The organism is Pseudomonas sp. TE3728 (genome assembly GCF_056279145.1).
The window spans coordinates 2,268,980-2,282,181 of record NZ_JBWBQT010000001.1 but is presented as its reverse complement, the minus strand read 5'-3'; the positions used below and the strand labels follow the sequence as shown (position 1 = coordinate 2,282,181).

General features: G+C 56.1%; 13 protein-coding genes. 8 read left to right on the top strand and 5 right to left on the bottom strand.

Annotated elements, in window-relative coordinates; all coding sequences use genetic code 11:
- Positions 1–126: 126 nt before the first annotated feature.
- Positions 127–1,107, top strand: coding sequence for an NAD-dependent epimerase/dehydratase family protein (locus tag ACZ89R_RS09660; protein ID WP_429545928.1), 981 nt, complete (start codon positions 127–129; stop codon positions 1,105–1,107).
- Between the two features lie 176 nt (positions 1,108–1,283).
- Here ACZ89R_RS09660 and ACZ89R_RS09655 read toward each other — a convergent pair whose 3' ends face one another.
- The 3 genes from ACZ89R_RS09655 to cysC all read right to left on the bottom strand — a co-directional run bounded on the left by ACZ89R_RS09655 (position 1,284) and on the right by cysC (position 4,121).
- The gene (locus ACZ89R_RS09655) at positions 1,284–2,048 is read right to left on the bottom strand and encodes an SGNH/GDSL hydrolase family protein (protein ID WP_429545929.1); all 765 of its coding nucleotides are present in this window, start codon (positions 2,046–2,048) and stop codon (positions 1,284–1,286) included.
- 100 nt (positions 2,049–2,148) lie between these two features.
- A complete protein-coding gene (locus ACZ89R_RS09650; protein ID WP_429544034.1) occupies positions 2,149–3,531 on the bottom strand; it encodes an FAD/NAD(P)-binding protein in 1,383 nt (460 codons plus the stop codon).
- Complete coding sequence (cysC, locus tag ACZ89R_RS09645; protein ID WP_429544033.1) at positions 3,528–4,121, bottom strand: adenylyl-sulfate kinase; 594 nt, start codon at positions 4,119–4,121, stop codon at positions 3,528–3,530. The genes ACZ89R_RS09650 and cysC overlap by 4 nt, the downstream gene beginning before the upstream one ends.
- 335 nt (positions 4,122–4,456) lie before the next feature.
- Here cysC and ACZ89R_RS09640 point away from each other — a divergent pair, with 335 nt between their 5' ends.
- The 6 genes from ACZ89R_RS09640 (at position 4,457) to ACZ89R_RS09615 (ending at position 10,813) form a co-directional block, all read left to right on the top strand.
- On the top strand, positions 4,457–6,451 hold the full coding sequence (locus ACZ89R_RS09640) for a polysaccharide biosynthesis protein (protein WP_429544032.1): 1,995 nt from the start codon (positions 4,457–4,459) through the stop codon (positions 6,449–6,451).
- A 112-nt stretch (positions 6,452–6,563) separates the two neighbouring features.
- The gene (locus ACZ89R_RS09635) at positions 6,564–6,911 is read left to right on the top strand and encodes a ComEA family DNA-binding protein (protein WP_429378590.1); all 348 of its coding nucleotides are present in this window, start codon (positions 6,564–6,566) and stop codon (positions 6,909–6,911) included.
- A 208-nt stretch (positions 6,912–7,119) separates the two neighbouring features.
- On the top strand, positions 7,120–7,914 hold the full coding sequence (locus tag ACZ89R_RS09630) for an SDR family NAD(P)-dependent oxidoreductase (RefSeq protein ID WP_429545930.1): 795 nt from the start codon (positions 7,120–7,122) through the stop codon (positions 7,912–7,914).
- Positions 7,915–7,946: 32 nt separating this feature from the next.
- Positions 7,947–9,221, top strand: a complete 1,275-nt coding sequence (fabF, locus tag ACZ89R_RS09625) for a beta-ketoacyl-ACP synthase II (RefSeq protein ID WP_429545931.1) — start codon at positions 7,947–7,949, stop codon at positions 9,219–9,221.
- Positions 9,222–9,292: 71 nt separating this feature from the next.
- Positions 9,293–9,946: a GntR family transcriptional regulator gene (locus tag ACZ89R_RS09620; protein WP_401172975.1), complete on the top strand. Its 654-nt coding sequence runs from the start codon at positions 9,293–9,295 to the stop codon at positions 9,944–9,946.
- Positions 9,947–9,961: 15 nt separating this feature from the next.
- Positions 9,962–10,813 (top strand): urea carboxylase-associated family protein, encoded by an 852-nt coding sequence (locus ACZ89R_RS09615; RefSeq protein WP_401172976.1) that lies wholly within the window; start codon positions 9,962–9,964, stop codon positions 10,811–10,813.
- A gap of 98 nt (positions 10,814–10,911) precedes the next feature.
- On the opposite strand, the gene ACZ89R_RS09610 is transcribed toward ACZ89R_RS09615, so the two are convergent.
- Together ACZ89R_RS09610 and eat are read right to left on the bottom strand one after the other, a co-directional pair.
- Complete coding sequence (locus ACZ89R_RS09610) at positions 10,912–11,079, bottom strand: DUF2897 family protein (RefSeq protein WP_008006000.1); 168 nt, start codon at positions 11,077–11,079, stop codon at positions 10,912–10,914.
- A 263-nt stretch (positions 11,080–11,342) separates the two neighbouring features.
- A complete protein-coding gene (gene eat / locus ACZ89R_RS09605; protein WP_429545932.1) occupies positions 11,343–12,707 on the bottom strand; it encodes an ethanolamine permease in 1,365 nt (454 codons plus the stop codon).
- A gap of 401 nt (positions 12,708–13,108) precedes the next feature.
- Between eat and kdpF the strand changes: the two genes are divergently transcribed.
- Positions 13,109–13,198: a K(+)-transporting ATPase subunit F gene (kdpF, locus tag ACZ89R_RS09600; RefSeq protein ID WP_007899818.1), complete on the top strand. Its 90-nt coding sequence runs from the start codon at positions 13,109–13,111 to the stop codon at positions 13,196–13,198.
- The last annotated feature ends 4 nt before the right edge of the window (positions 13,199–13,202 follow it).

Here is a 13,202-nt window from a genome sequence, read left to right as displayed (position 1 = left end):
TGCGCCACTTATTGCTGTTAAATTTGAAGTATTTGCTAGGGGCGATCAGGTCGAGGACAGCCACAAGGTGACTTGGCCACTGCTGCGCGAAGCGGCAGATCGAACCTGCTGCATTGGAGGCAAACGTTGAAAAATTCCGAGAACAGCTCGACTGGCGCAGTAGTACGGTCGCTGGTATTGGGCGGACGAGGCTTCATCGGTACCCATTTGATCGACGCGTTGCTCGATCAGGGGCATGCCGTACGTTGTTTTGATCGGCCGAATGTTGTCGAGCTTGGAGACTCTCACGCAAAGCATCCTCATTTCGAACTGTATGAAGGCGATTTCACCAGCGAAGCTGATATAAGTGAAGCGTTGCAAGATTGCGATATTTGTTACCATTTGGTATCGACCACATTGCCGAAGTCTTCAAATGCGGACCCCGTTTTTGATGTGGAAAGCAATCTCGTCGCGACGATTCGTTTGCTGACGCTGGCGCTCAAGTCGGGCGTCAAGAAGGTGATTTTCGTTTCATCGGGTGGCACCGTTTACGGTGACCCTATCCAGGTGCCAATCCCTGAAACGCACGCAACAGATCCTGTGTGCTCTTATGGGATTGCGAAACTGGCGATCGAAAAGTATCTGGCACTTTTCCATCGTCTGCATGGCCTGGACTACACCGTTCTGCGTTTGGCTAATCCCTTCGGTGAAGGTCAGCGCACGCACGCCAGCCAAGGTGCGGTAGCCGTGTTCCTGGGTAAAGTGTTGCGGGATGAACCGATCGAGATTTGGGGTGATGGTTCCGTCGTTCGTGACTACATTCATGTTGCCGATGTCGTGCAAGCCCTGCTCGCGGCTCTTGAGCCATCGAGGCAAGAACACGTATTCAACATTGGTTCAGGTCATGGGCATAGCTTGAATGAAGTGCTCGATACGATCGAAAAGATCACCGGGCGAGTCGCCAACCGCCAATACTTGTCGGGTCGAGGCTTTGATGTGCCGGTGAGCGTATTAAACATAGACCGTGCAAAAAACGCTCTGGGGTGGGCTCCGACCGTGAGCTTCGAACAGGGCGTGGAGCAATTTTCGATGTGGTTGCTGGAAAAACCGGCTTCGAGAATTGACTGAAAAACAGTCGATCGGGTGCGTGATCTAGAGACCACACATCGCCACTTTGGCTGAGATGTTGAAAACCAGCAATTGGAATGGACCCCCAAGGGCCATTGCATCTGCTGGTAATCACGGTCCGCGACTTCGCTGAAGCACAATGAGATGTCCCCAGGAAATCGCCACTGAGCGATTTTTTATTGTCTGCAGAAAAGTGAAACCCAAAGTCTACGAAGGAAGGAGCGCTTTTCAGGTGTTTGCTCATCCGCCGTATCAAGGTTGTCGAAGCTCTTTCGCTTGAGGCTTGTGTACTGTTTGAGCACAGGGCTCAGGAGGGGCTCAATCATCAGTGCATGGGCAGATGGATTATAATGGTGATCATTGGGGTCTGGGTTGCGAAGTGATGCTTTCAACGTGCCGCTTTCATCCATAGAGCAACTGTCGTAGTTCAGGTGGCTTATGTCTTCGCGGACGCAAAAGGCTTCCATGAGTGTGTTGAACTTTATGGTGAGTGATGTTCTGTCCGAGAGTGACGCTTTCACTTCTTTTCGCAAATTGGCTACTTCTCCCCAGTCCATGTTGTCTCGGATGGTTGGAAGAGGAGTGCTGACGCAGATGACGTGAAATCTGCTTGCCACATCCAGCAAGAGCTTTTGGTAGTTTTCGAGAGCCTGCTGAAGCATCTGCTCTACGGAACTGCCATGCTTTTGAGCCCTGTACCAGATCACAAAGCCCGTATCGACCTCGCCAAGCATCACGATCACAGTGTTCGCCGTGGTTGTTTCCAGTGCCGACATATATTGCGGCATTGCCTGGGTTACGGCGTTTGGATTTTTTAATCCGGAGACCGTGGCGCCGCCAACGGACGTCACTTCAAATGAGTACTCAGGAAACAGGATTTTCATTTGCTCAGAGCTGAAAACCAAGGCGTGGGAGTCGCCGAGTACAAGTACAGCTTTCATTATCTGATGTGTTCCTGATCAGTTCTTCGAGTTGATGTTGCATCCCACCGCCGAAGATGTCTGCTGCATCAGGGGCGGTAGGGCTATTCACAAGAGAACTCTATAGGTTTCTGAATTTATTCGATATTTTTCTGGCAAGTGCTGAGGCGTAAAGACGTAGTTCCGGTACCGCCGTTGCCTCCCAGAAGTTGGCTTTTAGCATCGGGCCGACATAACTCAGCCACTCGGAAGGGGTCCCGTCTTTGCTTGTGACCGCCAACTGGTTATCCACCAAAAGCCCCAAGCCCAGGCTATCGACAGAAATCAGATCGTCGCTGATAAGCTGTTGTATCAGCGGCTCTTCTATCAAGTTTGGATTCGAATTAGGGCCCGTGCAGTTTATGATGCGATCAACGGGTATTTTCTTGACGTCTTGTGTACCGCGTGACTGGATGGATACGAGCGGTTTGCCATTGTGAAGCTCAATGGACTTGATTCGACCGGCTATCGGCACGATTTTTTGATGTTTCAGCGCTTCATCGAAATGCGTGTAAGTCTCTGGCGCTACTCGGTGGCGATGGACGTCCCAGTAAGGTTGTACGTGGCGTAAAAACCTGCTTCGCTCATGCTCGGGAAGCCTGATCCACAGACTGGATGTAATAGGGCGTACGGCCGCGATAATGTCTCGCCAGTTGATGCCGGATGCTGCGCTGGACTTAATCTGTGCCCTGATTGAGCGTAAATAGCTCCGGGCCGTGGGTGCTGCATTCAGTAGTTCATCGTGGAATGAAATCGGTGCTTGCGATGCGCTTTTAGTCGTTCGGTGCGCCAATGGCAGAAGGCCGCGACGAGACAGCATATAAATCTGACCGGTACTGGATACTTGTCTCAGGCTGGAAATCACATCGAGAGCAGTGAGGCCACCCCCAATCAACAAAATTGACGCGTGTGGATTCTCGGAGAGAGAGACCGGGCCGTTCCAAGGGTTTGCCATGTAGCTGGAAGAGTCCAGTACGTCCTGAAGTACGGCAGGATTACGCGGTGGAAAATGACCAAACGCTAAAATGACTTGATCGGAAAATATTTTTTCGCCTGAGCACAACTCAATATATGCCCCATGCTCATGAGGGGTCAGGCTTTTGACTTCAGCCGTTATCCGCTCGATAGCGACATTCGCTTTTGCGTTGAGCTCGGTATTGTCCAGAAGTGATGCCAAATAGTTTCCGTATAGTTTTCTGGATACGAAAGAACTTGATGTTGTATCTGGCAACAAAGACTGGCAGTACTGTAGAAAAGAGTCAGGTTTGTCCGCCAATGCACTCATATTGCCAGCGGGTACGTTAAGCAGATGTTTTGAACTGCTGGTGCCGTAAGCCAGACCGCGTGCAACGGTTCCAGATCTGTTGATGATTATGAGTCTGGCGCCGGGTGGGGCAGAACGTAAGAATTCTATGGCGGCGACTGTTCCACTGAATCCCGCACCAATGATGACTAACGTCTTCATTTCGACGGCTGCTTATTAATGAAGTCGATAATGCGCTGAGCCGCTGCCTCAAGATCGTCCTCTAACGTATTAATCCTGATGTGTGGATTCAACGGCGGCTCATAACTAGAGTCGATACCTGTGAAGTTCTTTATCAGTCCTTCTCGGGCTTTTTTATAAAGGCCTTTAGGGTCTCTCCGCTCGCATTCACTCAGCGGCGTATCGATGAAAACTTCAATGAAGCTTTTTTCGCCAATCACATCGCGGGCCAAGGCGCGATCGCGTATGAATGGAGATATAAACGCCGTGATGACGATTAGCCCCGCATCAGTGAATAGTTTAGCTACTTCTGAAATACGTCGTATGTTTTCAACACGATCTGCGTCGCTAAATCCCAGGTCCTGGCAGAGTCCAAGCCGAACATTATCACCATCAAGCAAATAGGTATGGCGGCCCGCTTCGCATAATGCTAACTCCAAGGCATTTGCAATGGATGATTTGCCAGCCCCACTCAGGCCCGTTAGCCAAATCACAATAGGGCGCTGATTTTTTATAGCGCTGCGGCGCTCGATATCCACAGTTTGCGAGTGAGCTATAAGATTTTCGGACATGTTGTCTCGTTATAAATTGACCAATATCGGATCAGGAGCACAGGGATTTGGAAGTGATCTGGTTCACCGCCTCGTTAGACCAATGAATGTGTGTCCAGTCATGGCTTATCGGCATCATGCTGAAGGTCTTCAATTCGCAAATTCAAGAACGTCTTACTTTCGGCCATTCGATGAATTGTAGCTATGCTTTCAACAAAATGCTCGTGCTGAAACGTTGGAACGGACCAGCGCGACTGGGCGGCTATCGGACAAGAATTCGGCTGATCGTTGGTGTATTGAGGTTACAATGCCGGTCGACGACTGTGAAGGAGGGAGCTACGTGCTCGAATGCGTGAATGGATAAAGTGCGGACAGTTTTGTTGGGGTTGCCTCGTAGGCAGAAAAGGCTGATACAGGTCGCTACCGATGTGGTTTTGGTGTGGCTCGCCTTATGGCTCGCCTTCATCGTGCGCCTCGGTGTAGACGATATGTACAACCCGCTCAGGGCCCATTTCTGGCTCTTCGCCTGTGCCCCGATTATCGCTATCCCGCTTTTCATACGCTTCGGCATGTATCGCGCCGTCATGCGCTATTTCGGCAATGATGCGCTGATCGCAATCGTCAAGGCGGTCAGCCTGTCATCGCTGATCCTGGCGGTTGTCGTCTATTGGTACAGCAACCACCAAACCGTCGTCCCACGCTCCATCATCTTCAACTACTGGTGGCTGAGCATGGTCATCATCGGCGGCCTACGCCTGTGCATGCGCCAATACTTCATGGGCGACTGGTTCACCGCCGCCCAGCACGTCCCCTTCACCAGCCGTGACGACGGCCTCACCAAAGTCGCCATCTACGGCGCAGGCGTGGCCGGCAATCAGCTTGTAGCAGCACTTCGTATGGGTCGAGTCATGCGCCCAGTCGCATTCGTCGACGACGATTCCAGCATCGCCGATCGCTCTATTTCAGGCCTCCAGGTCTACAAACCCAAACACATCCAGCAGATGATCGACGTCACCGGCGCTCAGGAAATCCTCCTGGCGCTCCCATCATCCACCCGCGCCCGACGCCGGGAAATTCTCAATCTGCTGGAAGGTTATCCGCTTCATGTACGAAGCGTCCCGAACTTCACCGATCTGGCCAGCGGTCGGGTCAAGGTTGAAGACATTCAGGAAGTGGATATCGCCGATTTGCTCGGCCGCGATGCCGTGCCAGCCCAGGCCGATTTGCTTGAGCGCTGTATCAAAGGCAAGACAGTGATGGTTACTGGCGCCGGCGGATCGATTGGTTCGGAGCTGTGTCGGCAGATTTTCTCCCTTGGCCCGACCACGCTTATTCTGTTCGAACACAGTGAGTTCAACCTCTACAGCATCCTGTCAGAGCTGGAGCAGCGCGCCAGCCGTGAGTCGGTGTCGGTTCAGTTGCTGCCTATTCTCGGCTCCATCCGTCATCCGCACAAACTGCTTGATGTGATGAAGACCTGGCGTGTGGATACCGTTTATCACGCAGCGGCTTACAAACACGTGCCGATGGTCGAGCACAATATCGCTGAAGGCGTGCTCAATAATGTCATCGGTACGTTGAACACTGCTCAGGCTGCCTTGCAGTCGGGTGTGGCCAACTTTGTGTTGATCTCCACCGATAAAGCCGTGCGTCCGACTAACATCATGGGCAGCACCAAGCGTCTGGCGGAGTTGACCCTTCAGGCCCTTAGTCGTGAAATTGCTCCGGTGCTATTTGGCGATAAAGCCAATGTATCCCGGGTCAATAAAACCCGTTTCACCATGGTTCGTTTTGGCAATGTGTTGGGGTCGTCCGGTTCGGTGATTCCGTTGTTCCACAGCCAGATCAAGTCGGGTGGGCCTTTGACGGTCACGCACCCGAAGATTACCCGTTACTTCATGACCATCCCCGAAGCCGCGCAACTGGTGATTCAGGCCGGTTCCATGGGGCAGGGCGGTGATGTGTTTGTGCTGGATATGGGCGAGCCGGTGAGGATTGTCGAGCTGGCGGAGAAGATGATTCACCTGTCCGGTTTGAGCATCCGTTCCGAGCGAAATCCCCAGGGCGATATTTCGATCGAGTTCACGGGCCTGCGTCCGGGAGAGAAGCTCTATGAAGAGTTGCTGATCGGGGATAACGTCGCGGCGACGCCGCATCCGATGATCATGACCGCCAACGAAGATCATTTGCCCTGGGATGTGCTCAAGAGCCGTTTGACTGATTTGTTGCTGGCTGTCGAGCAGGACGATTATTCCCGCGTGCGCCAACTCCTGCGCGAAACGGTCAGCGGCTATACCCCCGACGGGGAGATTGTCGACTGGATTCATCAGCAACGCCGCCTCGAACCCTGATTGTTTCACATCCTGTAACGGACACATTTTTGACAGGCTCCAGACATCGCCTAAGTTTGGAAGGCAGCTTCGGAAAAGCTGCTTTCTCAATCGATGTCATGGAGCTTCATTTATGCGTACTGGCTATTTCTACTCTCTGGTTTTTGCCCTGCTCACCAGCGCCTCTATTGCGGCCATTGCTGCACCGACGGCTACACAGACGGCTGCGCCAGAGGCTGCCAAGGCACCCTTGATGCTGGATGCTGCCGCCAAGGCTCAAACCGCCAAGGTCGATCTCAATGGAGCTGACGCGCCGACTCTGCAGCGCGAGTTGTCCGGGATTGGTGAGGCGAAGGCCAAGGCGATTGTTGCGTATCGTGAGAGTAATGGGCCGTTTTCGTCCGTTGACGAATTGCTGGAAGTGAAGGGGATTGGCAAGGCCATTCTGGACAAGAATCGCGAGAAGCTGGAAGTGAACTAAACTTGTAAATCCACACCAAGAGGCCGGTCATTGACCGGCCTTTTTGCATAGTGCCGCAGAGGGCGATCTGGCGCCTTTCATCTGGACGGGAAAAATTACGGCTATCATATGGTGATTTGATTATGCCTATAATATCTTCGATTCGCTGAAGCGCACTGACGTTCAAGCGCTGGCCTTTCTCTCACGCAATCCTCTTTGGAGCACCGTAATGAATTCTGTCCAGAACCAAGGTACGGCCCTCGTCACCGGTGCTTCTTCCGGCATCGGTGCGGTTTACGCGGAGCGGTTGGCGGCGCGCGGTTTTGATTTGTTGCTGGTGGCCCGTGATCAGGAACGGCTGGAGGCTGCGGCGAGCCAGTTGCGCGCGGCGCATGGTGTTCAGGTGGAGGTGCTGAAGGCGGATCTGACGCAAAAGGAGGATGTGTTGAAGCTTGAACAGCGCCTGCGTAGCGATTCGAGTATCAGCCTGTTGCTGAATAACGCCGGTGTCGCGGCGGATGGTTTGCTGGCCAACGCGGTTCTGGATGAGCTGGAACGTTTGATTCAGCTGAACGTCATTACAGTGACGCGGTTGGCTTCGGCAGCGGCGGCCGGTTTTACCAAGGCCGGTCGCGGGACGATTATAAACATTGCCTCGGTGGTGGCGTTGTTCCCGGAGCGGTTCAATGCGACGTACAGCGCGAGCAAGGCTTATGTGTTGAGCCTGACTCAGTCGTTGAACGCCGAACTGCAGGGCACCGGGGTTCAGGTTCAAGCGGTGTTGCCGGGGGTAACACGCACCGAGATTTTGGAACGCTCCGGTATCGATGCGTCCCAGATTCCGGCGGACATGATCATGGAAGCGGGGGAGATGGTCGACGCGGCATTGTCGGGTCTGGACCAGGGTGAGTTGATCACCATTCCTTCGTTACCGAATGCCTCCGAGTGGGAGGCCTTTATGGCGGCGCGTCATGCGATGGCGCCGAATCTGTCCAGAAGCACGGCCGCCACACGCTACAAGTGAGGCGCCATGAATCGGCTTGAGGTATTTGCGTTATGAGTAATCGTCGAGTAGTCGTCACGGGCATGGGCCTGGTGTCGCCGTTGGGTAGTGGCGTTGAAGCGGTTTGGGCACGTTTGTTGGCCGGGCGTTCCGGGTTGCGGGCGTTGCCGGACGAGGTGGTTGCCGATCTGCCGGCCAAGGTCGGTGGCGCGGTGCAGACGCTGGCGGAAGATCCCGAGGCGGGTTTCGATCCGGACCGGGCGACGCCGCCCAAAGAGCAGAAGAAGATGGATCGCTTCATTATGTTTGCCATGGAGGCGGCGCGTCAGGCACTGGAGCAGGCCGGTTGGCATCCGCAGGACGTCAACGCCCAGGAGCGCACTGCCACGATTATCGGCTCGGGTGTGGGTGGTTTCGGCGCGATTGCCGATGCGGTGCGCACTACCGATAGCCGTGGCCCGCGACGCTTGTCGCCATTCACCATTCCGTCGTTTCTGGTCAACCTCGCGGCGGGCCATGTGTCGATCGAGCATGGTTTCAAGGGCCCTTTGGGCGCTCCGGTAACGGCGTGCGCGGCCGGGGTTCAGGCGATTGGTGACGCGGCGCGGCTGATTCGCTGCGGTGAGGCGGACATTGCAGTGTGTGGCGGGGCGGAAGCGGCAATCGATCGTGTCAGCCTCGCCGGGTTCGCGGCGGCTCGGGCGTTGTCCAGCGGTTACAACGACACCCCGGAACGCGCCTCGCGACCGTTCGACAGTGGTCGTGACGGTTTTGTGATGGGCGAGGGCTCGGGCCTGCTGGTGATCGAATCCCTGGAACATGCCTTGGCGCGCGGCGCTCAGCCGTTGGCTGAGCTGGTCGGTTACGGCACCAGTGCCGATGCCTATCACCTGACCGCGGGGCCTGAAGATGGCAGCGGTGCGCGTCGGGCGATGTCGCTGGCGTTGGCCCAGGCGGGCATTTCGCCGGCGCAGGTGCAGCATCTCAACGCTCACGCGACCTCGACCCCGGTTGGGGATTTGGGGGAGCTGGCGGCCATCAAGTCGTTGTTCGGCTCGGACAACAAGATAGCGGTGACGTCGACCAAATCGGCCACCGGGCATTTGCTCGGCGCTGCTGGCGGGATCGAGGCGATCTTTACGCTGTTGGCGCTCCGCGATCAGGTGGTGCCGGCCACGCTCAACTTCGATAACCCGGATCCGGCGGCGCAAGGTGTGGACATTGTTCACGGTCAGGCGCGGCCAATGACCATCGATTACGCGTTATCCAACGGCTTCGGATTTGGCGGCGTGAACGCCAGTGTGTTGTTCAAATACTGGGAGGAGTAGTTCAAGGTAGATGGCACGAATAGTGATTACTCATTCGCTGACGATTGTTGAACAATCACGAGGCGTTGAGTATGAGCAGCGGACTGTCCCTGGCCGACCACATCACATTGGAGTTGCGCGCTGACATCATCGGCGGTCGTTTGCTGCCGGGCATGGCGCTGGTGGAAAACGATCTGGTGTCGGCTTACAACGCCTCGCGAAATACAATTCGCGAGGCGTTGCACCGTCTGGGTCAGGAAGGGCTGACCCGTTATGTCCGCAACAAAGGCGTGATGGTGCGCCGGTTGGGTGTCGAGGATGTGCGCGATCTGTTCAAGGTCCGTCGCACCCTGGAGCTGCAAGCCATCAGCGCCAGTCAGCCATTACGTGAATATCAGTCCGACCGGATGCTCGAAGCCCTGGAGGCCGCCGAGCTGGCCCGGGAGCGTGAGGACTGGCGCGCCGTCGGCACCCACAGCCTGGCGTTTCATCAACACATCGTCGGATTGCTGCGCAGTCCGTTGTTCGATGAGTTCTTCACCAATGTCGTCGCGCAACTGCGCCTGGTGTTTTGCACCGCTCCCGATGAATCACGTTTTCAGGCGCCTTGGCTGGCGCGTGACCGGCAGATACATGACTTGCTGGCCGACGGCGACAAACCCGCGGCCGGGGACGCCATGAGCCTTTATCTCGACGACTCCGAACACCTCCTGTTGCAGATGCTTGCCCCTTCTCCCCATCACTGATCGAGGATTTGTGCCATGTACAAAGACTATCCGGCGGCCTATCAAGTCAGCAAAGGCTCGGCCTTGCAGGTGGACACGGCTTTCTACGAGAGAGTCCGGGACAAGAAAGAGGGGCGCACACTGATCGAACAGTTCGAAGTGCCGATCCGCACTGGCCGCGCCTGGAATGTGCCGGCCGGGCATGTGTTCAGGGTCACGACCCCGGTTGGCCCGCAAGTCGGGGACTTCAATGTCTGGAATGCTCATGACCCGCGCGAACGCTTATGGGCGGCGCGGACCCGGCAGTTACAGGGGGCGCATGTCAGCATTCATGACCGGCTCTGGTCGAACCTGCCATTTTTGCGGCCGCTGGTGACCATCACCGACGATAGCCTGGCCGGGTACGGCATCGACGAACATGGCGGGCGTTTGCACGACTTGCTGGGGACGCGGTGCGATCCGTATGTGAACAAAATGCTCACCGGCGAGGACTTCCATCATCACTGCCACTCGAATTTGACGCGCGCCGTGTTACCCCATGGCCTGACCGAGTTTGACGTGCATGATGTGCTGAACATTTTCCAGTGCACTGGTCTGAACCACGACGACATGTACTTCATGAAAGCCTGTCCGGCGCAGAAGGGCGATTACCTGGAGTTCTTTGCCGAGATTGATTTGCTGTGTGCGTTGTCGACGTGCCCGGGTGGGGATTTGTCACTGGCCATGTGGGGGCCGGATGCGCAGGATCCATTGAGTGTGTGTCGCCCATTAGGCGTTGAGATTTATCGGTTGGAGGAGTCGTTACTTGAAGGCTGGAGCCAGCCGGAACGTGCGGCCTATAAAGGGCTGCATGGCCTGCACATTGCCAAGGCCGATTGGGAAAAGTAAGCGCTAAAAGCAAGAGCAAAAAGATCGCAGCCTTCGGCATCTCCTACAGGGAAACGCATATTCCATGTAGGAGCTGTCGAAGGCTGCGATCTTTTGATCTAGCGGTCCTGCGCATCCTTGGCATCCGCTTCCGCATTGCGTTCGGCGACGCGTTTACGTTGCTCTTCAGTCAATTCGACCTTGTTGGCGGTGTCGCGCAGCATCATCAAGCCGCCAACGATCGAGCCGATGGCAACGATCAGAATCAACCAGGCATACCAAGGCATAACGGCTCTCCTTAAGGGCAGGCCGGTGGGCGAGGGTTCGCCGATCGATCCTGCATACCACTTTTGAGCGATGGAATTTCGCAGTGGTTCCATTCTAGGCCTGTTATGTCCCGTTCATCTGCGCCACGTCTTCAAAACTTGCACATTCCCCCGTAGGAGCTGCCGAAGGCTGCGATCTTTTGATCCTGATCTTCGACGCCAGATGCATCGATGAAGATCAAAAGATCGCAGCCTTCGGCAGCTCCTTGGGGCCGAGTGTGAGGTTAAAGCCCGGTCAACATCGCATCCGCCGGCGCATCGGCCCGCAATTGCGCGGTGAGCATGAAGTACACGAAACCCACTGCCATGAAGCCGAGGAAGATCAGCCCGATCAAGGTGTTGAACCAGGCCATCGCCACCAGGCAAACCACCGCGAGCATCAACGCAATGAATGGCACCAACGGGTAGCAGGGCGCGCGGAAAGTGCGTTCCAGGTTTGGTTCGGTTTTGCGCAGTTTGAACAGGCTGAGCATGCTCATGATGTACATCACGATCGCACCGAATACCGCCATGGTGATCATCGCCGCCGTCAGCGTCATGCCGCCGAGGTTGATCAAGCCGTCGCTGTAGATCGCCGCGATGCCGATCAAGCCACCGGCGATGATCGCCCGGTGCGGGGTCTGGAAGCGCGACAGTTTGGCCAGGGATGCTGGCAGGTAACCGGCCCGGGCCAGCGCAAAGAACTGCCGCGAGTAGCCGAGAATAATCCCGTGGAAACTCGCCACCAGGCCGAACAGGCCGATCCACACCAGCATGTGCAACCAGCCGGAGCTTTCGCCGACCACGGCTTTCATGGCTTGCGGCAGCGGATCGTTGATGTTCGACAGGGTGCGCCAGTCGCCGACGCCGCCGGCAAAGAACATCACGCCCATGGCCAGCAGCACCAGGGTCAGGATGCCGCTGATGTAGGCCTTGGGAATTGTGCGTTTCGGGTCTTTGGCTTCTTCGGCAGCCATGGCCGCGCCTTCGATGGCGAGGAAGAACCAGATGGCAAACGGAATGGCTGCGAACATGCCGGCAATCGCTGGCGCACCGAACACGTCAGCACCAGCCCAGCCATTGAGGGCGAAGTTGCTGAAGCTGAACGCCGGGGCGACCACGCCCATGAACACCAGCAATTCGGCGACCGCCAATACGCAGACCACCAGTTCGAAGGTCGCGGCCAGTTTCACGCCGAGAATGTTCAGGCCCATAAACACAATGTAGGCACCGACCGCCGCGTGTTTCGGGTCAAGGGCGGGAAACTGCACATTCAGGTAGGCGCCGATCGCCAGGGCAATCGCCGGAGGGGCGAAGACGAATTCGATCAGGGTCGCCAACCCGGCAATCAAACCGCCTTTCTCGCCAAAGGCGCGGCGGCTGTAGGCAAAGGGACCGCCGGCATGGGGAATCGCGGTGGTCAGTTCGGTGAAACTGAAGATGAAGCAGGTGTACATCGTGGCGACCATGAATGAGGTCACGAGAAAGCCCAGTGTCCCGGCCACGCCCCAGCCGTAACTCCAGCCGAAGTACTCACCGGAAATCACCAGCCCGACCGCGATACCCCACAGGTGCAGCGTGCCCAGCGTGGGTTTGAGTTGTGTGTTCATGCCTTGCTCCCTGAACGGTTTGGAAAAGCTCGGGGGAAGGCGTGTGCAGTGGGCGTGCCATTTTTCAGGTGGGCGTCGTAAAGCGCTGAAAGCTGTCGTATCGGGGATGTTCGCGGCTGGATGAGTGCTTTTTGTGCTCCAGTTAGGGGCGTCGACGCCTGTTCTGGCGCTATCGCGAGCAGGCTCGCTCCCACATTGGAATGTCGTCGTCCGTACAACGCCGAACTCCTGTGGGAGCCTGCTCGCGATGAGGCCCGCCGGAACACCGCTGTAACAAAACCATACCCCCACTCTTTACGCTTTATTTATGCCCCGCCACCCCCCTCGATCTCGCGCCTTTACAGCCTCCCTCCCGACAATCACTCCACACGCGGCAATACGCCGTAACACGGAGAATTTCCATGAGCGTTCTGGACGGAGTGTCACTGCTATTGGCAGTGGGGCTGTTCATTTATCTGTTGGTTGCGCTGTTGCGCGCGGACCGGAACTAGGAGC